Source organism: Sulfurimonas sp. NWX367 (assembly GCF_039667065.1).
Classification (GTDB): domain Bacteria; phylum Campylobacterota; class Campylobacteria; order Campylobacterales; family Sulfurimonadaceae; genus Sulfurimonas; species Sulfurimonas hydrogeniphila.
The window spans coordinates 110,597-133,792 of the sequence record NZ_JALCZM010000003.1 but is presented as its reverse complement, the minus strand read 5'-3'; the positions used below and the strand labels follow the sequence as shown (position 1 = coordinate 133,792).

Below are 23,196 nucleotides of genomic sequence, written 5' to 3'. Positions count from 1 at the left end.
TAAGATGAAAATCCTGATTACAGGGGCAAGTTCCGGTCTTGGTGCGGAATTTGCACGTCAATATGCGAACAAAGATACTGAACTTATTTTGTTGGCACGCAGAGAGCAAAAACTGCGAAGCCTGCAAAAAGAACTCGCTCCAAAATGTAAAAGTATTACTTTGCTTGTTGTGGATGTGACTGATTTTGTTCAACTTCAGAAAAAAGTCAGGTCAGTCGGAGCAGTTGATTTGCTTCTGTTAAATGCCGGAATATCGCTTGGACATACGCAAAATATTCCAACGATACATGATTTTCAAAATCTTTACAATGTCAATGTGCTGGCAAATCATGCGATTTTAGAAGTGCTTTTACCGCAACTGCAGGCACAAAAAAGCGGTCATATTGTATTTGTTTCATCGCTTTCGTCACTTTTTACTATGCCGAGTGCAAAAGTGTATGCTTCGTCAAAACGTGCTTTAAATGCCTATGCTGAGGGTATATTTTACAAGTATGCAAAAGACGGTTTACATGTAAGCATACTTTTGCCGGGATTTGTCAAAAGTGAAATGACTGACAAAAATGAATTTAAGATGCCGTTTTTGCTGGATACTGCAGAGGGAGTCAAACGTATGAAAAAGGCAATAAAAAAAAGAAAAAAGTTTTATGCCTTTCCTCTTAGATTTTATTTAATCATTCGTTTTATGAATTTACTTCCATCAGCTTTAAGTCAAAGAATTGTAAACTATCTTTCATAGTTGTAAATTGCAGATTTTTTAAAAAACATATCTTAGAAGGCAAATCCTCGCTTTGCTCTGAGCTTCACGATATGCTTTTTAAAAAATCTTACTGAAAATACGGTAGTAGTTGAGGGTGGAAAATGGAAAATATAAAAACAATTGACAGTGTGTGCGCATACTGTGGCGTAGGCTGTGACATTGCCGCACATGTTGATGTCAAAGAGAACAAAATCAAGAAGATATTCGCACATCCCGACGGTGCTACATCAGAGGGAAAGCTTTGTATCAAAGGAACATACGGTTTTGACTTTGTTGATGCAAAAGAGCGTATTAAAAATCCCCGTATCCGAAAAAGCTTTTTGGAAAAGAATCCTCATATCAAAGCTGTTATAGCTGATTCGCTTCATTCTCTGGATGAAAAATGGTATGAAACAAATTTGGAGAGTGCAACAACAGCCGGTGCAATGAAGCTTAAAGATATTCAGGCAAAATATGGCGACAAATCTGTCTGTTCGCTTGGCGGGGCAAGAAGCTCTTGTGAGAGTGCCTACTATTTTCAGAAATTTACGCGTTATACACTGAACTCTCCACATGTGGACAACTGTGCGAGAGTCTGCCATTCCCCATCACTAAAAGGCATGCGTCTTACTATTGGCGAAGGGGCTGCCTCGAATCCTTTTGATGATATATACAAAACAGAATTTATGATCGTAATGGGCTCAAATACTACAGAAGCCCATCCTATTGTCGGAAACCGTATGATAAAAGCGGCACAAAAGGGCACGCCTATTGCATGTTTTGATGTTCGTGAGATAAAACTGCACAAGTTTTCAAAGTATAAAGCGGTAACACCGCATGAATCAAATCTGCTTGTTTTAAATATGATAGCCTACACTATCATCAAAGAAGAGCTTTACTGCAAAGATTTTATCAAAAACAGAACAAAGAACTGGGAACATTTCAAGGAAAACATATTAGCCGACCCGTATGCAAATCCGGAGTTTTTCAGAGATGTAGAGGGATACGAATATCTTGCGGATATGCTTCCTGAAATTGCCCGTGAGTATGCGGCCAAAAAGTCTTTGATTCTCTGGGGTCTCGGGATTACCGAACATGTGGACGGTTCCTATGCTGTTATGGCCATAGTGCATTTGGCACTTATGACCGGAAATATCGGTAAAGACGGAGCCGGTGTTATGCCGCTTCGCGGACAGACCAATGTACAGGGTGTCTGTGACATGGGAATGCTTCCGTATTATGCGCCTGATTATACAGCTCCAAAAGAGGTAGGGCTAATGACACCCCAATTGGTTGACGGAATGCTTGACGGCAGTATAAAAGGTGTTCTCAACATTGGTGAGGATCTGACACACATTCATCCGAATCTTAACAAGATTACGAAAGCCTTTGAAAATTTGGAACTGATATTTGTGCAAGAGCTTTTTATGACAGATATTGCCGAACGTGCCGATATAGTGGTAGGTGTAAAATCAGCCTACGAAAAAACAGGTGTTTATATCAATGCCATGAGAAAAGTACATCTTTCAAGACCTTTGGTAGAGTGTGATTTACCTGATGACTGGGAAGTGATCAAACTGCTTGATGAAAAGATGGGCGGCGGTTTTGGTTTTGACTCGTCCGAAGCAATATGGGAAGATGTCAGAAAAACAGCGACAAACAGATTTAAAGGCGCTTCTTACAAAGTGCTCAGAGAAAATGAAAAAAAAGGCATTTCCTGGCCGATAACCGAAGAGGGAGAGGGCACTCCTGTACTGCATCGCGAAGATTTCAGAACACGTGACGGCATTGGTGCTTTTAGATACCACGGATACAAACTCTCAGGGATGGTAGAAGAGATTTTAAACAAAAATCTCAAAGGATACCATCTTACAACAGGCCGTGCTATGGCACATTACAACAACTCTGCACAAACAAAATATACCGAAAAACTGATGAAACGCTATACAGAGGATCTCTTGTTGGTACATGAAGAGGATGCGGCAGACTTTGTGAGCGAAAAGGTGATTCTAAAAACAGAGTTTGGTCAGACAAATCCTCTTCGTGTAAAGTTTACCAACAAAGTCCGTCCAAAAACGCTTTATACAACATTTCATCATGCAGATTCAAAACTGAACAATATATTTGGAGACAAGAGTGATGAGCTGATTATGACAGCGGCATTTAAGTCTATACAAGTTGAAATAATAAACTGCTAAGCAAACACCAGCCCAGGTTAAAACCTGGGTTCCGAATAAATATAAGCATGTCAAGATATCGAGGAACCCAGACTTCAGTCTGGGCTGAGAGTTGCTTTGAAAATTGCCAAGAAAGGACATAAACCCATGAGCAGAGCAAAAGGAAATATAGCAGAAGAAAAGGCTGCTCTATTCCTGCAGGAACATGGGTATACTATTTTAGAAAAGAATTTTTATTCCCGTTTTGGCGAATTGGACATTATTGCCTTCAAAGATAATATCCTGCATTTCATAGAAGTAAAAAGCGGTGAAAATTATGAACTAGCCATTCAAAACATAACACCGGCAAAACTCTCCCGTCTTATAAAAACCGCACAGGTCTATATGAAAAAAAATACTCTGGATCCTGAGTATATGTTTGATGCACTGATAGTCACCCCGAAAAACATAGAAATATTGGAAAATATTACAATTTAATTTAATTTTTGCTAAACTGTAGAAAGTGATATTTGTTTTACAGGTTTTTTTATGAAAAATAATTTTTTGAATGATACAATGAATAAAGACTATTTGCTCAAAACATTTGACAGAGATGTCATTTTTTCTGCAACTGATTTGCAGGGAAAAATTGTATATGCCAGTGAGGCATTTTGCAGAATAAGCAAATATTCAAAAGAAGAACTTTTAGGAAAAAACCATAATATTTTAAGACATAAAGATATGCCAAAAGAGCTGTTTGCAGATTTGTGGGCTACTCTAAAAGCCGGAAAAGAATGGTATGGCGAGATAAAAAACAGGGCCAAAGACGGCAGTTTTTATTGGGTGTATGCGCATATCGGACCATATACCAATGAGAGCGGAGAAGTTGTCGGCTACCATGCATTGAGAGAAAACATTACAGACAAAAAAGCTTTGCAGGAGCTGCAGAAAAATATGGAAAATATGAATGAGTATCTCAAAGAAGAGGTACACCGCAGAATCAAAGATATTGTAGCACTCAACAAAGATATACGCGAAACACAAAAAGAGATCATATTTACAATGGGCACAATTGGCGAGAGCCGTTCCAAAGAGACAGGAAATCATGTAAGGCGGGTTGCAGAGTATTCCCGCTTGTTGGCGGAGTACAGCGGTATGGATAAATTTCATGCGCAGATGTTAAAAGAAGCAAGTCCAATGCATGACATAGGAAAAGTAGGCATACCCGATGCCATACTCAACAAACCCGCAAGACATACAGCCCAGGAGACTGAAATTATGAAGACACACACTACTCTGGGGTATGATATGCTTAGGCACAGCGACAAAGAACTTTTACAGATTGCAGCTACGATTGCGTATGAGCATCATGAAAAATATGACGGCTCTGGATATCTCAGAGGTTTGGCAGGAGAAGAGATAAGCATATATGCAAGAATTACCGCTGTAGCAGATGTATTTGATGCGCTTGGAAGCGAGAGAGTGTACAAAAAAGCCTGGAAGGATGAAGATATTGTTGCAATGTTTCAAGAAGAAAAAGGAAGACACTTTGACCCTCTGCTTGTTGATATATTTTTAAATAATATTGCGGACTTTAAGAAAATAAGAGACCGATATTGTGATGTTGCCTGCTCTTAGTTATTTGTATTTAGATCGGCTTCGTCTAAAAGGGTAAAAAAGCCTGCGGGCTCAAGCACTCCGAAACTTTCAAATAAAATTTTTCCCTGTGAATTAAGAAAATAGTGTCTTGGAACGCCGAATCTTTGGAATTTTTTTGGAATGAAGTGCCGGTCACGTGAGAGATATACAAGGATATAGTCTTGACGAAGCCTCTGTATGATTTTTTTTTGAGAGAGTGTTACTTCTTTAAATCTTTTGCAAAAATGGCATCTGTCCGCTCCGACAAAGAGATAAATGTTTTTGTGCGCTTTTTGTGCCTGATTTACTGCCGTATTGTAATCATGCAGCCATTTGTCCGTTTCAAATCCAAAAAGAGAAGATGCTAAAAATAGGATAGTTATAAATGTTTTCATAATCAAATTGTATTAGGATTACAATTAAAATGATATAATTTTCCTAACATAAAATGATATCTTAGGAAAAATGATGAAAGAAGCAAAAATATTTTTCGGTTCTAAAGAAGCAGAAAAAGCAGAAGTAAGCCAAAGAAAATCGCCTTACAGCGGGGAAGTGGTCTCAACTGCCCCTGTATGCAGCGAAGAGGATGCAAAAAAAGCATTGCAGATTGCCAAAGATGCCGCTGTATTTGCCAAAAAAAGTACTTTGGCACAGCGTTGCGCATGGCTGCTTGATGTTGCCAAAAAACTTCAAGAAAACAAAGAAGATTTGGCAAAAACCATTACGGATGAAGTAGGGAAGCCTATCTCTTTTTCACGTATAGAAGTTGAACGTTGTATTGAAACCATAACGCTTTCAGCAGAGACAATGCGGACAATGCACGGTGAAACGATCAACACTGATGCCATGCCCAGCGGAAAAAAAACGCTTAGCTTTTTTCGACGCGAACCTGCCGGTGTTGTTGTGGCAATTACGCCTTTTAATTTTCCTTTAAATCTCGTGGCACATAAACTCGGACCGGCACTTGTCGCAGGTAATGCCGTAGTGCTTAAACCGACACCCGAAGCACCTCTGACCGCATACAAGTTTGCAAAGCTTTTTATAGAGAGTGATTATGCCGTACCTGATGCATTAAGTGTTGTTTACGGTGATGCAGAAGTTGGTAATGCACTAATTACAAGCGATATTCCCCGTGTTATCAGTTTTACAGGCAGTGTTCCTGTCGGCAATATTATTACAAAGAATGCCGGTATCAAAAAAATAGGACTTGAACTCGGAGGCAATGCCGCGACATTCATAGAAAAATCGGCTGATCTGGCCTATGCTGCAACGAAATGCGCCATGGGTGCTTTTGTCAATTCGGGACAGGTGTGTATATCGCTGCAGCGTATTTATGTGCAAGAAGATATATATGATGAATTTGCAGAACTTATGGCAGCGGCTACAAAAAAACTCAAAGTCGGCAGCCCTTATGATGAGGAGACATTTATGGGACCGCTCATAGACGATGAATCATGCCAGCGTGCTATGGGTTGGGTTGATGCCGCTATAAAAGAGGGTGCAATTCCTTTACTGGTTCCGCGTTTGGAAGGCAGAACATTTTATCCCTGTGTCATGGCAAATGTAAGGGATGATATGGCAATTGTCTGCGAAGAGGTCTTTGCACCGATAGTTTCGCTGGTAAAAGTGATGGATTTTGATGATGCTGCCCTAAGAATGAATGACTCGCCTTACGGTTTGCAGTTTTCGATTTTTACGAACGATTTAAGCATTGCAAACCGTGCAATAGAGGAGCTTGATGCGGGCGGAATAGTTATAAACGATATGCCGACACTTCGTTTTGACATACAGCCCTACGGCGGGGTGAAACTCAGCGGAGTAGGACGCGAAGGTCCGCGTTTTGCCATAGAAGAGATGACGGAGTTGAAGTCTATTGTCATTTGTTAAATGACAAGTGAAATTTAGACTTTTGCACCCTAAGAGTCGGCACTAAAGTACCGATTCCGATGAAAGAGCTTTTTGGAACCCGCACTTTTAACGCTAAAGCGTAACTAAGAAAAAACTAAATTTTTTTTTGCAGTGCGGGCTTTGTTTTTTTACAAGAGAGGGCTGTATGAAAAAAAAAGTAATCGTTTCTGCCTGTTTACTCGGTGAGTGTTGCCGTTATGACGGTAAAACAAAAAAGACAGATGTGGTAGAAGAGGCTTTAAAGGAGTATGAAATCATTCCTTTCTGCCCTGAAGCACCGCTTTTTGGAACGCCGAGAGAACGTATCAATGTTGTGGAAATAAACGGAAAAAAGAGAATCGTGACAGATGAGACAAACAAAGACGTTACACAGCTTTTGGAAGACGAAACAAACGCTTTTATGAAACTGCATCCAAAGGTTGACCGTATCATTCTCAAATCAAAGTCACCAAGCTGCGGATATGGTACGACTCCTGTTTTGAATGAGAAAAAAGAGACTGTGAAACTCGGCAACGGAATCGCTGCAGAGCTTATGAGCAAATATTACAAAAATATCAAAATCGAAGATGAATTAAATTTTATGAAACATAATCCAAACGAGTCAGGTTGACATACCAGTCATCTCTGTAATAATGGCGTGACGGTTTCAGATAGACTTTAAAAGCATCCTCAAAACACTCGATTTTTTTGATAAAATTCTCAGGGATTCCAAGCGTGTTTTCGCAAATGCTTTTGGCGCAGGCATCATCCAGATCATAAAAAAACTCTAACTCGGGATTGTTCGCATCTATCGTAAACTCTCTCTCATGCATTTTGTTTTTCTCCATTTTCAGTGGGTTTGAAAATTGTAGTATTTTTTTATTCCATTTTGGTTACAAAGAGTGACACATATTCTCTGTTAATCTCCTACAGGAATATAAGCAAAACCGTCATTTTGTTTGTTGATAAGTCCTATGGTAGAGTTTGGAATAATTTTTACAAAAGGAACAATGTCATCTTTTGTAAGCCTGTTGCGGTCCATTGCCGCACCGCACATTAGAAATTCCACATCGTAGGTGTCAGCCATTGTGGCGATACGCTGCTTGAGCTCTTTGTAGGCTTTTTGAAGTTTTTGATCATTTTTAAAGATGGTAGTGTCCAGATTTTTTACAAAAAATCTGTAGGCTCCTCCATGGATAACAACGGCTACATCAAGCTCTTTGAGCTGGTTTGCATAGAGTGTTTTGTTGAAAACAATTCCTTTGAGTATATTTCTTTCAAATTTTGCCAAATTTTTTGTTGTCAAATCATACACTGCCTTTGCATTTTCATCTTCGGCCTGAACCAGACTAAGAAGCAAGGTTAAAATCAGTATCACTTTTTTCATTTATACATTCCTTTTGAATTAATGGCATTGGAGATGCCCTTATATTATCCCAGATAAGTAAAATTTATGTAAAATCACTTTTCTTTTTTTAGTACAACTTCACCCAGACCTGTTTTTACAGGGTATCCTGCTTTTACCCAGCCTTTGAGCCCGCTTTTGAGCGTGGTTACATTTTTGTAACCCATTTTTTTCAACACTTCGGCTGCCAATGCCCCTCTGCCTCCGCTTCGACAATATGTTACTATCAGGACATCAGGATCTTTGATCTTTTTCGCCGCTTCCCATTCCAGATTGCCGCGTGTAATGGCTACAAAATTTTCTTTGTTGAACTCATCATAGGGAATACTTCCCTCGGCTCGCTGTTCACTCTCTCTTACATCCAGAACAATGACGTCTTCACCTTCATCAAGCAAAGCTTTAAGCTGTTTTGCAGGCATCTCTCCCACACTTTTTCTGGCTTCTTTGATAAGCACCATTTTATTTGCAATATCTGCCATGAGCAGGTTGGTACTCAATAATGCAATGATCAATAACAATTTTTTCATTGTTATTCCTTTGTTTTGAAATAACCTAATAGTTAAATGCTTAATTAGGCATTTAACTAAATAGATGAGAGTATGGTATAATTTTATAATTAAAATGTCAAGGACAACAATGCTGGATATGCAACAAAAAATCAAGATATTCAAGGCGCTTGGGAATGAAACACGTTTTTTAATTTTTAAAAATGTTTTTACTGGCGGATATACATGTTCTCTTGATAAAAAAGATCCAAAGGTCAAGGTCAGTCCCCATGCAACCTGTGTAAGCACCATTGCCGAGCATTTTGATTTTTCACTGCCTACGATCTCAAAACATTTAAAAGAACTTCGAGAAGCCGGTATCATCACAATGGAAAAAAAATCAAATAAAATCTATATAGAACCGAATATGGAAACAATCCGGGAGTTAGGGGGCTGTTTCAATACTTTGGTTGAAAACTTTGAAGCCAACCGGGAACTTTTTTTCACATAAGACAAAGCGTGTAAAATTACAACTTTTGAAGTTTCTTCTTCCTGTCAAGATAAAAAACATCAAAATCAGCGGCAACAAAACATTCCCCTTTATAGGCAAACTTTATCTCCCTGCAAATCATTTCTGCATCGCAGGAACTTCCCCGTGAATATCTTGGACTGATGTGGGTAGCTATAAGATTTTTGATGTGATGTTTCTGTGCCGCTTCACCCAGTTTTTTTGCTGTAGTATGAAGAAATTTTGTCTTTAAAGCATCGTATACTTTCTGTGTGTAGGTACTTTCATGCACCAGCAGATCAAGATTCTCCAGATAAGCGCCTAAAATATCAGGTTTACTGTTGTCTCCGGCTACTATGAGGCTTCTTCCCGGCAGGGGAGACAGCATATAGTCCTTTGAGAGAAACTCTTTTCCTTTGTGCATAATGCTGTTTCCGCGTTTAAGCTCTCCATAAAGAGGCGAAGGCTCGAGTCCCGCCAGGCGCAGCTTTTGCTCATCAAGTTTGTCTGTTGTGTCATGCTCTTGTATAAAATAGGCAAAACTTTCCACAGAGTGTACAAGCGGGAGAACACGGAGGACGAATTTGTCAAAGATTATTCTGCTGTTTGCTTCTGTCTCAACTATTTTGAGCGTATATCCCAGATGCTCTTGGGAAGTGTCTGTAACACATTCAATGAAATGTTTGATTCCTTTTGGTCCATATATCGTCAGAGGAGAAAAGGCTTTGTCGAGTTTTTTTGAAGAGAGCAGTCCGGGAAGTCCGTAGCAATGGTCGCCGTGGAGATGGGTGATGAAGACTGTAGAGAGTTTTCCAATGCAAAGAGAGGTTCTGAGTATCTGATGCTGCGTAGCTTCCCCGCAGTCAAAAAGATACCATTTGTTATCCTGGTCAAATTCGAGTGCAAGGGCTGTGACATTTCTCTCTTTTGTCGGTTTTCCGGCACTTGTTCCTAAAAAAGTAAGTTTCAATGCGTATTCCTTATATTTGTAATATAGGGCACTTCTAAAAACCCTGATATCCCTCAAAGCCAAAAAGAGGAGTGAGGTTGTGCAAAACTTTTCTTGAACCATAGCCGTAGCTACGGTGATAGAAAATTTTGTGCAAGATTGCTTCTCTTTTTGGTTCCCGCAGGGCATTTTAGCAAAAGCACTACTGCTTCGTTAAAACCACTTGAAGCTACTCGTAGCTCCTGCGTAGTTTTTGCCTTGCATTAGTACCTTCGCTATAATGTTGAGATATATCAGGGTTTTTAGAAGTGCCCTATAATGGTAATAGTGAAATTTTATACAAAGGATACCCAATCATGAATAATTATCAAAGAGTCCATTCGCACAAACCCGCAGGTATTGAAAACAAACGAGCTTTTTTGATTGGTTCGGGTATAGCTTCTTTGGCTGCTGCCGAGTATTTAATGCGTGACGGATATATGCAGGGTCATCAAATAACGATATTTGAAGAGAGCAGTGTGGCCGGTGGTGCGCTTGATGGTGCAGGCAATCCTCAAACGGGCTTTGTAGCGCGCGGAGGACGGGAGATGGAAGAGCATTATGAGTGTTTGTGGGATTTGTATGCCGGGGTCCCATCTCTGGAGGAGGAGGGAAGAACTGTTCTTGATGAGTTTAAAGAACTCAATGACATTGATCCGAATTTTTCAAAGGTACGCGTAATATACAACAGGGGAGAAAAACAGCGTTCAACAGGTTTGGGACTGGAAGAGAAACACATAAAAGAGTTGACAAAACTGCTTTTGAAAAAGGAAGAGGATTTGGGAACTATGAGTGTTGAAGAGTATTTTGAGGCATCCTATTTTGAGACAGACATGTGGCTGTACTGGAGAAGCATGTTTGCTTTTGAGCCGTGGCACAGTGTTGTCGAGATGAAGCGCTATATGCACCGTTTTATGCATCTTTTGCCGGGAATGAGTACGATGAGGGGCCTGGTGTTTACCAAGTATAACCAATACGATTCTTTGACCCTTCCGCTGAAAAAACTTTTAGAGGACAAAGGTGTCAATTTTGTTTTTAACACCAAAGTAAGTGATCTGGAAGTAGATATTCAGGAAGAGAAAAAGACGATAACCGCCATTCATCTGCTGCAAAACTCCAAAGAAGAAGTTATTGAGACATGTGAAAATGATTTGGTATTTTTTACCAACGGCTCAATGGTGGAAAACTCCTCTTTTGGAGATATGAAGAGGGCTCCTGTTTTAAATAGAAAAGAGGGTGCCTGCTGGGCATTGTGGAAAAAGCTGGCACAAAAAGATGCGTCTTTCGGCAAACCGGAAGTTTTTTGCAGTGATATAGACAAAACAAAATGGGAATCATTTACGATAACTGCCAGGGGACCAAAAATGCGCAAACTTTTGGAGAGTTTTGCCGAGAGAAAATTTTTGCCGCATAAAACAGCAACGGGCGGAATTATTACCATTAAAGATTCGAACTGGCTTATGAGTGTTACGGTAAACAGGCAGCCGCAGTATAAAAACCAGCCATTTGAGTATACGGTTGCCTGGGCATATGCACTCTATCCGGACAACAAAGGCGACTTTATCGACAAGAAGATGAGCGGATGTTCCGGAGAAGAATTGTTAAAGGAACTGTTATACCATTTTGGAATAGATGACAAGGATATGCAGGAATATGTTGAGGAGTGCATCGTGATTCCTGTGATGATGCCTTATATAACAAGCCAGTTTATGCCAAGGCTTCAAGGCGACAGACCGGAAGTTGTACCAAAAGGGAGTGTGAATCTGGCTTTTTTGGGGCAGTTCTGTGAGATTAAAGATGATTGCGTCTTTACTGTTGAATACTCTGTCCGTTCTGCAATTACCGCTGTGTATACACTATTGAAACTCAATAAAAATGTACCGGAGATATATCCGGGCCAGTATGATATTCGTGTGTTGGCAAGTGCTGTCAAAACGATGAAAAGTGAGCATGAAGGCTTGATAATGCGTTTGATTGAGAGTGTTGTCAAAAAGAAATTAAAAAATACCATTTTTGAAAAGTTGCTTTAAGGCACCCCGTAAAGGCTCCGGACAAGAGATACCTGATGAGAAATCAAAAGTATCAATTGTCACGCAAAAGAGCTTATTACTGAAAAAGAGAGCTAAAGTATTCTTCAATATCTCCAGGTGTGCCTGAGATTGACATAAACTCACCCATGCTGAGGTTTGGATAGGCAATAGCAAGATAGTATTTCGGGTGTAGGATTTTTGCTGTGTCTCCTTCAACCATTACCATATAAGGTAAAAATGCACTGTGTTTTTCTCCTTTTATTTCAGAAACATAGTATTTTTCACCTTTCTTAGTCGGCATTGCTATACCATAAAGCGTTGCACTCCCGGTTTCTAATGTAAAAACAATGTTTTTTGCTGCATTTTTTTCCAGTTTCTCTTTGAGTTTTTCTCCTTTTGCAACTTCTATCATATCTTCATAATACGGCATAGCCATCATAAAGTGATACCCTGCAATATCGTCATCATCAAGAGCATCTTCTGAATTTTTGAGTGTGCCAAAAGCATTTGCAAGCTTGGTGTTTACTTTTTTTGCATGTGCTTTTTGAAAATCATCCTGCATAAAAGCATGTAAAAAATATTGTGGATTTGTAAGCACGAGTTCATTGTCTTTAGTGTTTACGAGCACTTTTTGCACACCGGCAAATGCCCTGTCTTTTTTAGAAGCATCTTTTGTCAATGTAGGACATGTATAGGCTATGACATGATAATTTGGGTCCTGCATAGCATCATATTCGCCAACAACCTGTAAACCGTTTTTTGTAAGTGCCGTTTTGACATCATTTGCATTTTGAAATGCCGCATATTCATATGTGCTTACTTTTTCAGCAAAAAGATTTGCTCCTATTATCATTGTTACCAAGCCTGTTACTACTGTTTTTTTCATTTTCTCTCCGTGAATTAAATTGAAAAATATTATAATTTATTATAGTTAAGAGGCACATTAATTTTAAAAAATTTGTTTAATTTGTAGAAAAAAGAGAATAAATTCAAAAAATTTAGCTCCTTTTGGATATAATCGCGTAATTTTATAAAAGAGAAACAACCATGGATATTAGAGAAGAGTATTTAAAATTTTTTGAATCAAAACAACATACAAGAGTTCCCTCAGCGCCTTTGGTGCCTGAAGATGCGACTCTGCTTTTTAACAACGCAGGCATGGTGCCTTTTAAGTCGATTTTTACAGGGGAGGTTCCTCGTCCCAAAAATCCTCGTGCCACATCCTGCCAGACTTGTATCCGTGCGGGTGGAAAACACAATGACCTGGAAAATGTCGGACATACAGCGCGTCATCATACTTTCTTTGAAATGCTGGGAAATTTCAGTTTCGGAGACTACTTCAAGGAAGAGGCAATTGCCTATGCCTGGGAGTTTATCACTGAGATATTGCATCTGGACAAAGACAAACTCTGGGTAACAGTGCATGAAAGTGATGATGAGGCTGAAGAAATCTGGAAAAAGCACATTGCGCCTGAGCGGATTATGCGTCTTGGAGACAAAGACAACTTCTGGTCTATGGGTGATACGGGACCGTGCGGACCGTGTTCTGAAATCTTTTATGATCAGGGAGCAGAACATTTTAGCGGTCCCGAGGATTATATGGGCGGTGAAGGCGACAGATTTTTGGAAATCTGGAACCTTGTTTTTATGCAGTATGAAGTCAAAGAAAAAGGCGGAGAGAGAATTCCTCTTGCACATCCATCCATAGATACAGGAATGGGACTGGAGCGTGTTGTAGCCATTAAAGAGGGTGCCATTTCCAATTATGGATCCTCTTTGTTTATGCCGATTATCCGAAAAGTCGAAGATTTGACAGGCAAAGAGTATGTATACGCTACGGGTGCATCGTACCGTGTTATAGCAGATCATATCAGAACCGCAGTATTTTTACTCTCTCAGGGTGTAAATTTTTCTAATGAGGGACGCGGGTACGTGCTTCGAAGAATCCTGCGCCGTGCTGTGCGTCACGGGTATCTTTTAGGTTTTCGCGAACCGTTTATGTATAAACTTGTCGATACTTTGGTTGATATTATGGGTGGGGAGTATGAGTATCTTCAGACCAAAGCAGAGGTTGTCAAAGAACAGATAGAGCTTGAAGAGGCACGATTTTTCAAGACAATAGAATCAGGCATAGCACTTTTTAACATGGAACTGCAAAATACCAAAGACAAGGCGAATGCCGAAGACAGAGAAGGTGCCCTGGGGTATGTGTTTTCGGGTGAAGTGGCTTTTAAACTCTATGATACCTACGGCTTTCCGCTTGACTTGACAGAAGATATGCTCAAAGAAAAAAACCTCTCACTGGATACGGCAACATTTGAGAGCCTGATGAATGAGCAGAGAAGACGTGCCAAAGCTGCCTGGAAAGGGAGTGGGGATGATGCCATCAGCGGTGACTTTAAAACACTGCTTGAGGAGTTTGGTGAAAACAGATTTGTCGGATATGAAACTATGCATCATGCAAGCAAAGTGCTGGCACTTTTAGATGAAAAGTATGTGCGTGTGGAAGAACTGCAAGCCGGAGAAAAAGGATGGGTATTTTTAGATATTACACCTTTTTATGCTGAGAGTGGCGGACAGTGTGGTGATACTGGAGAACTTGAAGGCATTGCACAGGTAGTTGATACGAAAAAATTCTTTGGTTTGAATCTTTCGAAGATAGAGTTGCATGCCTCTCTCAAAGTCGGACAGCATGTAGATGCAAAAGTGGATATTTCCAGAAATGAGATAACAAAACATCACTCGGCAACACACCTGTTGCATGCGGTACTTTTTGATGTGCTTGGAGAACATATTTCACAGGCGGGTTCTTTGGTTGAGGCAAATCGTCTGCGATTTGATTTTTCTCATCCAAAAGCGCTCAGTGAAGAAGAATTACATGTAATAGAAGAGCGTGTAAATGTTGAAATAATGCGTGCAATTCCTGCCCAAACCGAGGTACTGCCTATAGAAGAGGCAAAAAAATCAGGTGCGAAGAGCCAGTTTGGCGAGAAGTATGGAGATGAGGTGCGTGTTGTTAAATTTGCAGATGCTTCTGTTGAGTTTTGTGGCGGAATACATGTAGACAATACGGCAAATATCGGTTCGTTTATCATTACCAAAGAGAGCGGTGTGAGTGCCGGTGTGCGACGTATTGAAGCTGTGTGCGGCAATGCGGCGTATAAATACTTTTGTGAGCAAAGAGCACTTGTAAAAGAGGCGCAGAGTGAAGTGAAAAATCTTGATCTGCTTGCAGGAATCAGCAGGCTCAAATCAAATATAGCTGCTTTGAAAGATGAACTCAAAGAGGCACACGAAGCTGCAAAAGTTGAAATTAAAGCAGATGAGATAAACGGTGTGTCAGTAGTTGTGGATGAACTGCCTAACGGGGATATCAAAGAAAAGATAGATGAGCTGAAAAATCAAAATGACAAACTCTGTGCAATGCTTTTCCAGGTCAAAGGTGATAAAGTGCTCATAGCCGCAGGTGTCAAAGGGTGCGATGCGAAAGCGGGTGATTGGATCAAAAAAATAGCACCGCTTCTTGGCGGAGGCGGTGGCGGTCGTCCTGACTTTGCCCAAGCCGGAGGAAAAGATGCTTCAAAACTGCCTGAGGCAAAAGAAGCAGCACTGAAATTTATTACAGAGGTATTGGATTGATGAAAGATTTTATGATTGAACTTTTTGCAGATTACAGAACACAGATAGTCTTTTTACATGTAATCTCTGCCGTTGTTTGGGTCGGAGGGATGATTGCCATGAAATTTGCAGCGCATCCTTCATTTATACAAATTGAATCACCCTTACACAGACTCGAACGAATTTCACATGCACTCAACAGGCTCTTTATGATTGTTTTACCTTTTGTTGCTATACTTATCATTACAGCAGTCATCATGGCTGTCGGACTTGGTTTTCGTGCGGCTGCCGTTGATGCAGGCGGCAATGTGATAGATGAGTATGCGATGCATATATATAATCTTGTGCATGTAAAAGAGGTGATCTGGATGATTATGGCGGCTAATCTTGCGGCTATGATTTTCAGACGCAACAAAGCACAGAAACTTTTACAAAAAGGTGATACAGCAGGTGCAAAAAAAGCGTTAGAGCTTATTGGAAAATATATGGTTCCCATCAATATCACACTTGGAATTATTGCAATTTATCTGGGAGTGACTCTGCGAAATGCGTATTAGACTCTGCTCATCATCTCAGACACGCGCCATGCTTTTAAAAAAAGCAGGCATTGATTTTATTCAAGAGAGTGTTGATTTTGATGAAGAGAGTATTGTCGCAAACAGCCCGAAAAACTTTGTTTATCAGGCAACTCTAGGCAAGTATGAAGCAAATCTCAGAGTATTTGGCTATGAAGAGTATCCGCTGTTGGTAGCCGATACTGTTGTTACAAGCCAGGGACATATTTTAAGAAAGGCACGCTGCAAAGATGATGCCCGTAATATTTTAATGACGCAGAGCGGAAATATTACGAGTATCATTACATGTATGATATATCATGCAAAACAGCAAAAGATAATAGATATTTCAAAGACAGACTACCTGTTTGAACCATTTAATACACAAGATTTGGAACGTTACTTAGAGAGCGGAGAGTGGCGAGGCAAGGCTGGTGCCTGTATGGTAGAAGGGTTTTGCAAGCCCTACATCAAAGAAGTTAGAGGCTATGAGAGTACGGCAATGGGACTTTGTGTCGAAGTGCTGGAAACTTTTATGGAGCAAAACTGATGTATTTTTATAAAAGATACAGTTTTTTTATTAATATACTGCTGGCATATCTCTTCGTACTTTTTGTCACATTGCAATTAAGTCTGGTTTGGAATGTTATTCTTGTCACACTTTTGTTTATGGGTATCAGTATTCTGTTTTATCGCTATGCCAAGCAAAAACACTATTATAAAAGTATCATTGACAACTCTACAAATATTGTCATTGTCAGTAATGAAAAAAAGCTTGTTTCTGCAAATAAAACTTTTTTTAAATATTTCAAAGGCTATAAAAATATAGAAGAGTTCTCACAAAAACACCATTGTATATGTGAATTTTTTGAAGAAGAAGAAGGATATATCGGCGCTGTAAACAATGGTCTGGGTTGGATAGAATATATTGTCAAAAATTCTGAGGTATATCACAAAACCAAAGTCAGGATTTACGACAAAGAGTACTATTTTGCTATTTCTGCTTCGGTTCTTGACAAAAAAGACAATCTGTACGGAATTATACTGTCCGATATAACCGAACAGGAAAACTATAAAAAAGAGCTGGAGATTCTGGCTGTAAAAGATTCACTGACAAAGATCGGCAACCGGCGTTTTTTTCATAAAAAACTGGATGAACAGATTTTGCTGACACAGCGCTATCACCATCCGTTTTCGCTGATTATTTTTGACATAGATTTTTTTAAAAAAGTCAATGACAACTACGGGCACGATACAGGCGATAAAGTACTGGTAGAATATACAAAGTATATTGCTTCTATGCTGCGTGATACCGATATTTTTTGCAGAATCGGCGGCGAAGAGTTTATAGTGATCCTGCCAAATACTACGAAAGACAAAGCGTATGCCCTGGCACAAAAGATAAGAGAAAGTGTTGAAAAATACAAAGCTGTTCTGCCTATTACCATGAGCTTTGGTGTTGCAGAGTATGAAAAAGGCGACGATGATATTTCTCTGTATAAAAGAGTTGATTTGGCTCTTTACAAAGCAAAAGAAACAGGGAGAAACAAGGTAGTTCTTGGATGAATTTTTATGCTAAAGAGCTCAAAGCTCTTCAAAGAGCAGGGCGTTATCGGACACGTGAAATTGTTAACAACACCCTGCATGATTTTGCCTCAAATGACTATTTGGGACTTTCGCACAACAAAGAACTTCATACGCTTACATGTAAACAATTGGCAGAGTATCCGCTCAACAATGCCAAGGCATCTATGCTGATAAACGGCTATCATCAGATACACAAGGATTTTGAAGAGGCTTTATGTGAAGCAAACGGCTTTGAGGCAGCAATAGTGCTTGGAAGCGGATTTAATGCAAATATTGCCTTGATTGAATCGCTTGTCCGTCGCGGTGATACGCTTTTTATGGATGAACTGTATCATGCCTCAGGTGTTTTGGCTTCCCAGTTACATAATATAGATGTAGTTTTTTTCAAACATAATGATATGCAGGAGTTGCAAAGCTTGCTAAAACATTCAACTGTCAAACGAAAGATCGTTGCAGTTGAGGGTATTTACTCGATGGACGGTGATTTGTGCGCAAAAGAGGTTTTTGATATATGTGATGAAGAGGAAGCGATTTTGATAGTTGATGAAGCGCACAGCAGCGGAGTAGTCGGAGACAAACTGATGGGTGTTTTTGATTATTACAGTATTGCCGTAAAGCAAAACCATATTAAAATGGGAACGCTCGGAAAAGCCTATGGCAGTTTCGGTGCTTTTATACTCTCATCAGAACATATATCACACTATCTTTTAAATCGTGCAAAACCGATTGTGTATGCGACTGCTCTCTCTTTGTATGATACACTGTTGGCGCATAACGGACTGAAATATATTTTGCAAAACAGTGAAACACTGAAAAAAGAGATAATGCTTCGCCAAACAATAGTCTCCCAAGAGTTAGGCTTACATGTAAAGGGTTTGATTGTGCCTGTTTGTATAGGAGACAATAGACAGGTCATAGATATTAAAAACAGGCTGTTGAAATCCGGTTACAGTGTGGGGGCGATACGCCAGCCTACGGTTGCTTCTGCAATAATTCGTCTGATTGCAAGACTCGGTGAAAAGAGTGATACGCTCAGACTGGTTTGCAAAGAGTTGGCAGGAATAGAGTCATGAAAATGTCCAAACTCAAAATTATCTACAACAATAAAGCCTTGGTGGACATCTCCTTTGACATTTCCTCTTCATTGGCATTAATAGGGCAAAGCGGCAGCGGAAAAAGCCTGACAATCAAGGCGCTTCTGGGGATGCTGCCCAAAGAGATGAGAGTAGAGCTTGCAGATAATTTTGATTTTGAACTCATAGCAGGAAAAACCCTCTCTTTTGTGCCGCAGAATCCTTTTACAGCACTCTCTCCACTGACAAAAATCAAAAAACAGTTTTTCAGTGAGCCAAAAAGAGTCAGGGAACTTTTTGATGAAGTCGGTCTGCATTACGATTTGCTCGAACGCTTCGCCCCCGAACTCTCAGGCGGACAACTTCAGCGTGTTGTCATTGCAATTGCGTTAGAATCAAAACCGAGGTTACTTTTACTTGATGAACCGACAACCGCACTTGATCCCCAGACAAAAGAGGTGATACTTCAGCTTTTAAAAAAGTTGCAAAAAAAAGAGCAGTTTCAAATGCTTTTTGTGACACATGACATAGCTTCTGCCAAGGCACTGTGCGAAGATGTTGCTATTATAAAAAACGGAAGAATAGTTGAAAGCGGAAAAATGCGTGAAATAATAGAGAATCCGCAACAAGAGTATACAAAAATATTAATAGAGGCCAGTTTTGCCAACAGGAAATTCAGAACATGAAAAAACTACTAAAAAGAACATTTGTAACCATACTGATTTTAGGGTTTTTCTCACCCTTTATAATTCTTGGCTATTACCTGGTAAGCTATGATTATGATATCTCCTCCTTAGTAGACTACAAACCAAAACAGACAAGCAGAATATATGACAAAAACGGAGAAAAAATAGCAAATATTTTTGATAAACAGCATAGATATTATGCCTCTTTTAATGAGATTCCTCCAAGGGTGATTGAAGCACTTGTTGCCATTGAAGATACAACCTTTTTTGAACATTCCGGCGTTAATTTTGATGCAATTTTTCGGGCAGTTATCAAAGATATCAAAGCAGGAAAGATGGTTGAGGGTGCCAGTACGATTACGCAGCAGTTGGTAAAAAACAAATTATTGACCCGGGAGAAAAAACTTTCACGAAAAATAAAAGAGTTGATATACTCTTTTAAACTTGAAAATGCACTGACAAAAGAGCAGATTCTGGAACGGTATTTAAATGAGATCTATTTTGGGCACGGATATTATGGCATCAAAACAGCTGCAGACGGGTATTTTCACAAGAAGCTCTCTGATTTGACACTTAAAGAGATAGCCATACTTGTGGGATTGCCAAAGGCGCCAAGTACCTATGCGCCTACAAAAAACTATGATATTTCCATGGGCAGAGCCAATCGTGTCATTACAAGAATGTATACACTTGGCTGGATAGACGACGCAACATACAAAAAGGCATTGGCTGAAAATCCGGTAGTATATAATGATACACTGACACAAAACAGAGCCCCTTTTGTTGTGGATGAAGTTGCAAGAAGATTCAGAAATATGGGAATTGACGACTTAAAAACAGGCGGATATGAAATATATACAACGATTGATTTGAAACTGCAGGATATTGGAAGAAAATCACTGCAGTATGCGTATGACAAAGCTTTAGAGAGAATTGAAAAATATAAAGAAAAAGAGGCACAGGAAACAGAAGACGAAACCTTTAAAGTCCAGGATGTCAATGTGTCACAGCTTAACGGTGCTTTGGTTTCTCTTGATTCCAAAACAGGGGATATTTTGGCACTGCTTGGGAGTGTAGATTATAAAAAAAGCTCTTATAATCGTGCTACTCAGGGCAGGCGCCAGCCCGGTTCCGCTTTTAAACCTTTTATATATCAGGTAGCTATTGATTTGGGATATTCGGGTGCTACAAAACTTGTTGATATTGCCCAGACATATGCCTATGAAAAAAATGGTGAGGAGATGAAATGGCAGCCTAAAAACTATGAAAAAAACTATAAAGGTCTCATTACTCTCAGAGAAGCACTTATTCATTCAAGAAATTTAGCGACTATCAATCTTGTAAATGACATAGGCCTGTCACAGTTGTTGCGGGAACTGAAAAAATTTCATATTAAAAATCTGCCAAATGACCTCTCTATCGCTCTTGGAACCATGTCAATGTCACCGCTTGAACTTGCACAGTATTATACGTCATTTTCAAACTACGGGATTCAGGTAAAACCTCACTTGATTACAAGTATTGACCAAGGCGGCAGTACTGTTTATAAAAAAGAGGATGTTTCTTATTATATAACGGCTCCGACTCAGGCTTTTATAATGACGACGATACTGCGTGATGTTGTCACAAGAGGAACAGGACGAAGAGCAAGAGTGCGAGGCATAGAAATTGCAGGAAAGACAGGAACAACAAATAATAATATAGATGCCTGGTTTGCCGGCTATTCCCCTACTGTTGAGACGGTTGTCTGGTTCGGCAATGATGACAATACACCGATGTATCACAAAGAGACAGGAGGACGGGTTTCGGGTCCCGCCTTTGCTTATTATTTCAGAAATCTTTTGAAACTCTACCCTCAGATAAAGCGAAAATTTGATGTGCCTGAGGGAATTATTGAAGTGAAAATCAATGGAAAAAAAGAGTATTTCAGTGATATCTCAAAGCCGCCAAGAAGTGATTACAGTGATGAAACAGAATCTGAACTTCTTTTTTAGCCAAAGGTTCTGTTTAAAGCACAAAACATGGCTTTGATTGAGGCTACAGTGATGTCGTTGTCTATTCCGACACCAAAACGTGAGAGTACCTCTTTTGTCTGAATTTCTATGTATGCTACTGCCTGTGCACTGCTTTTGTCACCACACGAGTGCTCCGAGTATGACTTAACAGTAAAATCATTTTTGTACTTTTGCATCAGTGCATTCTTGCAGGCATCAATCGGTCCGTTGCCTTCGCCCTCAGATGTAATGACATCTCCATTGTATTTGTACGTTAAGGTACATGTAGCCTTCCCGTTATCTGAGGAGAGTGTAAAGTCTACAAAAGAGATATGCTCTTCAATATTGAAATAGGTATTTTTAAAAACTTCCAATATCTCTTCGGGTTCCAGTTCTCGTCCTTTTTCATCACTTAATGCCTGCACGGCACGACCGATTTCAGGATGCATGGCTTTTGGCAAATGGTAGCCGTAATTGTGTTCGAGTATATAAGCCACTCCGCCTTTTCCCGATTGTGAGTTAATACGGATGATACTTTCATACGTCCGTCCCACATCAGCCGGATCTATCGGCAGATAAGGCACTTCCCAAAAAGGGTCCTCTTTTGCCTGCTGATAGGCAAGCCCTTTGTTAATGGCGTCCTGATGGGAACCGGAAAATGCCGTATAAACAAGTTCTCCGACATAGGGGTGTCTCGGGTGTGTCGGCAGTTCTGTACATGTTTCGACAACTCGCACCACTTCGTTGATATCCGAAAAATCAAGCCCCGTATCTATCCCCTGGGAGGTCATATTTAAGGCAAGGGTGATGATGTCTACATTGCCTGTCCGCTCTCCGTTGCTCAAAAGTGTTCCCTCGACTCTGTCTGCCCCTGCCAAAAGTGCCAACTCTGTTGCAGCGATGGAAGTGCCTCTGTCATTATGCGTGTGCGTCGAGATGATGACATTTTCACGATTATCCAGGTGTCTGCCCATCCATTCTATCTGGTCTGCATAAATATTAGGCGTCGCCATCTCTACTGTTGCAGGAAGGTTTATAATCACCTTTCTGTTTTCGTTTATTCCCCAGCGAGCCGTTACTGCATTGGAAATCCGTGCCGCAAAATCCAACTCCGTTCCCGTAAAACTCTCTGGAGAATACTCTAAAAATATCTCTCCGTTATGATTGGCTTCATATTTTTTGACCAAATCAACACCCTCCAGGGCAAGGTCAATAATTTCATCCTGTGTTTTTGAAAACACTATTTTTCTCTGGGCAACCGAGGTTGAATTATACAAATGTACCGTTGCTTTTTGTACGCCTTCCAATGCTTCAAATGTTTTGGCAATCAAATGTTCTCTTGCCTGCACAAGTACCTGAATTGTCACATCATCCGGAATGAGATTGTCATTGACGAGTTTGCGCAAAAAATCAAATTCTATTTTGGAAGCAGAGGGGAATCCCACCTCTATTTCTTTGAAACCGAGTTTAAGTAAGAGTGCAAATAATTCAAGTTTTTTCTTCATATCCATAGGATTGATAAGTGCCTGGTTGCCATCGCGCAAATCGACACTGCACCATATCGGTGCTTTGGTTATACTGTTGTCCGGCCATTTTCTGTCTGGCAAGTCTATTTTCGGATAAGGCTTGTATTTGCCTTTAGGAATATTCTTCATAAAGAATCCTTGTTCTTGAATTATTTAATAGCTGCACTCTTATACAGGACTATTATGTTTGCAATTATATCGAATTTTTGATTTAATGGGCTTTTATTTGGAACCCGTACTTTCTATGCTAACGCATGACTTGTGAGAAAAACTAAATTTTTTTCTGCAGTGCGGGCTGAAAGTGTCATGAAAGTAGCAACAGTCG

22 protein-coding genes are annotated in these 23,196 nt (G+C 39.9%); 15 read left to right on the top strand and 7 right to left on the bottom strand.

Annotated elements, in window-relative coordinates:
- The first annotated feature begins 4 nt into the window (after positions 1-4).
- From MNY28_RS09370 to MNY28_RS09355, 4 genes are all read left to right on the top strand, one after another.
- Complete coding sequence (locus MNY28_RS09370; RefSeq protein WP_346389660.1) at positions 5-736, top strand: SDR family NAD(P)-dependent oxidoreductase; 732 nt, start codon at positions 5-7, stop codon at positions 734-736.
- A gap of 122 nt (positions 737-858) precedes the next feature.
- Positions 859-2,934 carry a molybdopterin-dependent oxidoreductase gene (locus MNY28_RS09365; protein ID WP_151899495.1) on the top strand — a complete coding sequence of 692 codons (2,076 nt, stop codon included), beginning with the start codon at positions 859-861 and terminating at the stop codon, positions 2,932-2,934.
- A 126-nt stretch (positions 2,935-3,060) separates the two neighbouring features.
- On the top strand, positions 3,061-3,390 hold the full coding sequence (locus tag MNY28_RS09360; protein WP_151899496.1) for a YraN family protein: 330 nt from the start codon (positions 3,061-3,063) through the stop codon (positions 3,388-3,390).
- A gap of 51 nt (positions 3,391-3,441) precedes the next feature.
- Positions 3,442-4,530 (top strand): HD domain-containing phosphohydrolase, encoded by a 1,089-nt coding sequence (locus tag MNY28_RS09355; protein ID WP_346389659.1) that lies wholly within the window; start codon positions 3,442-3,444, stop codon positions 4,528-4,530.
- On the opposite strand, the gene MNY28_RS09350 is transcribed toward MNY28_RS09355, so the two are convergent.
- Positions 4,527-4,925 carry a thioredoxin family protein gene (locus tag MNY28_RS09350; RefSeq protein WP_346389658.1) on the bottom strand — a complete coding sequence of 133 codons (399 nt, stop codon included), beginning with the start codon at positions 4,923-4,925 and terminating at the stop codon, positions 4,527-4,529. The two genes, MNY28_RS09355 and MNY28_RS09350, sit on opposite strands and share 4 nt — an antisense overlap.
- Before the next feature lie 73 nt (positions 4,926-4,998).
- Here MNY28_RS09350 and MNY28_RS09345 point away from each other — a divergent pair, with 73 nt between their 5' ends.
- Together MNY28_RS09345 and MNY28_RS09340 are read left to right on the top strand one after the other, a co-directional pair.
- The gene (locus MNY28_RS09345; RefSeq protein WP_151899499.1) at positions 4,999-6,417 is read left to right on the top strand and encodes an aldehyde dehydrogenase family protein; all 1,419 of its coding nucleotides are present in this window, start codon (positions 4,999-5,001) and stop codon (positions 6,415-6,417) included.
- A 166-nt stretch (positions 6,418-6,583) separates the two neighbouring features.
- A complete protein-coding gene (locus MNY28_RS09340; RefSeq protein ID WP_346389657.1) occupies positions 6,584-7,048 on the top strand; it encodes a DUF523 domain-containing protein in 465 nt (154 codons plus the stop codon).
- Here the strand turns inward: MNY28_RS09340 and MNY28_RS09335 are convergent.
- The 3 genes from MNY28_RS09335 to MNY28_RS09325 all read right to left on the bottom strand — a co-directional run bounded on the left by MNY28_RS09335 (position 7,017) and on the right by MNY28_RS09325 (position 8,349).
- The gene (locus MNY28_RS09335) at positions 7,017-7,265 is read right to left on the bottom strand and encodes a hypothetical protein (RefSeq protein WP_346389656.1); all 249 of its coding nucleotides are present in this window, start codon (positions 7,263-7,265) and stop codon (positions 7,017-7,019) included. The two genes, MNY28_RS09340 and MNY28_RS09335, sit on opposite strands and share 32 nt — an antisense overlap.
- Positions 7,266-7,336: 71 nt before the next feature.
- Positions 7,337-7,804: a DsrE family protein gene (locus MNY28_RS09330; RefSeq protein WP_151899502.1), complete on the bottom strand. Its 468-nt coding sequence runs from the start codon at positions 7,802-7,804 to the stop codon at positions 7,337-7,339.
- Positions 7,805-7,878: 74 nt separating this feature from the next.
- Complete coding sequence (locus MNY28_RS09325) at positions 7,879-8,349, bottom strand: rhodanese-like domain-containing protein (RefSeq protein ID WP_346389655.1); 471 nt, start codon at positions 8,347-8,349, stop codon at positions 7,879-7,881.
- A 109-nt stretch (positions 8,350-8,458) separates the two neighbouring features.
- Here MNY28_RS09325 and MNY28_RS09320 point away from each other — a divergent pair, with 109 nt between their 5' ends.
- On the top strand, positions 8,459-8,818 hold the full coding sequence (locus MNY28_RS09320; protein WP_151899504.1) for a metalloregulator ArsR/SmtB family transcription factor: 360 nt from the start codon (positions 8,459-8,461) through the stop codon (positions 8,816-8,818).
- Positions 8,819-8,834: 16 nt separating this feature from the next.
- On the opposite strand, the gene MNY28_RS09315 is transcribed toward MNY28_RS09320, so the two are convergent.
- Entirely contained in the window at positions 8,835-9,785 is a 951-nt protein-coding gene (locus MNY28_RS09315) for an MBL fold metallo-hydrolase (RefSeq protein WP_346389654.1), read from the bottom strand.
- Between the two features lie 335 nt (positions 9,786-10,120).
- Between MNY28_RS09315 and MNY28_RS09310 the strand changes: the two genes are divergently transcribed.
- On the top strand, positions 10,121-11,833 hold the full coding sequence (locus MNY28_RS09310; protein WP_346389653.1) for an oleate hydratase: 1,713 nt from the start codon (positions 10,121-10,123) through the stop codon (positions 11,831-11,833).
- Positions 11,834-11,909: 76 nt separating this feature from the next.
- On the opposite strand, the gene MNY28_RS09305 is transcribed toward MNY28_RS09310, so the two are convergent.
- The gene (locus MNY28_RS09305; protein ID WP_346389652.1) at positions 11,910-12,719 is read right to left on the bottom strand and encodes a hypothetical protein; all 810 of its coding nucleotides are present in this window, start codon (positions 12,717-12,719) and stop codon (positions 11,910-11,912) included.
- Positions 12,720-12,880: 161 nt separating this feature from the next.
- Here MNY28_RS09305 and alaS point away from each other — a divergent pair, with 161 nt between their 5' ends.
- The 7 genes from alaS to MNY28_RS09270 are packed head-to-tail and all read left to right on the top strand — an operon-like array spanning position 12,881 to position 21,345.
- Complete coding sequence (gene alaS, locus MNY28_RS09300) at positions 12,881-15,472, top strand: alanine--tRNA ligase (RefSeq protein WP_346389651.1); 2,592 nt, start codon at positions 12,881-12,883, stop codon at positions 15,470-15,472.
- Positions 15,472-16,008, top strand: coding sequence for a hypothetical protein (locus tag MNY28_RS09295; protein ID WP_346389650.1), 537 nt, complete (start codon positions 15,472-15,474; stop codon positions 16,006-16,008). Before alaS ends, MNY28_RS09295 begins: the two co-directional genes overlap by 1 nt.
- The gene (gene maf, locus MNY28_RS09290; protein ID WP_346389649.1) at positions 15,998-16,555 is read left to right on the top strand and encodes a septum formation inhibitor Maf; all 558 of its coding nucleotides are present in this window, start codon (positions 15,998-16,000) and stop codon (positions 16,553-16,555) included. Before MNY28_RS09295 ends, maf begins: the two co-directional genes overlap by 11 nt.
- Positions 16,555-17,571 carry a GGDEF domain-containing protein gene (locus MNY28_RS09285; RefSeq protein WP_346389648.1) on the top strand — a complete coding sequence of 339 codons (1,017 nt, stop codon included), beginning with the start codon at positions 16,555-16,557 and terminating at the stop codon, positions 17,569-17,571. Before maf ends, MNY28_RS09285 begins: the two co-directional genes overlap by 1 nt.
- On the top strand, positions 17,568-18,665 hold the full coding sequence (locus tag MNY28_RS09280) for an aminotransferase class I/II-fold pyridoxal phosphate-dependent enzyme (protein WP_346389647.1): 1,098 nt from the start codon (positions 17,568-17,570) through the stop codon (positions 18,663-18,665). The genes MNY28_RS09285 and MNY28_RS09280 overlap by 4 nt, the downstream gene beginning before the upstream one ends.
- The gene (locus MNY28_RS09275) at positions 18,662-19,351 is read left to right on the top strand and encodes an ATP-binding cassette domain-containing protein (protein ID WP_346389646.1); all 690 of its coding nucleotides are present in this window, start codon (positions 18,662-18,664) and stop codon (positions 19,349-19,351) included. Before MNY28_RS09280 ends, MNY28_RS09275 begins: the two co-directional genes overlap by 4 nt.
- Complete coding sequence (locus MNY28_RS09270; RefSeq protein ID WP_346389645.1) at positions 19,348-21,345, top strand: PBP1A family penicillin-binding protein; 1,998 nt, start codon at positions 19,348-19,350, stop codon at positions 21,343-21,345. Before MNY28_RS09275 ends, MNY28_RS09270 begins: the two co-directional genes overlap by 4 nt.
- On the opposite strand, the gene leuA is transcribed toward MNY28_RS09270, so the two are convergent.
- Positions 21,342-23,000 (bottom strand): 2-isopropylmalate synthase, encoded by a 1,659-nt coding sequence (gene leuA, locus MNY28_RS09265; RefSeq protein ID WP_151899514.1) that lies wholly within the window; start codon positions 22,998-23,000, stop codon positions 21,342-21,344. The genes MNY28_RS09270 and leuA overlap by 4 nt on opposite strands.
- Positions 23,001-23,196 lie beyond the last annotated feature (196 nt).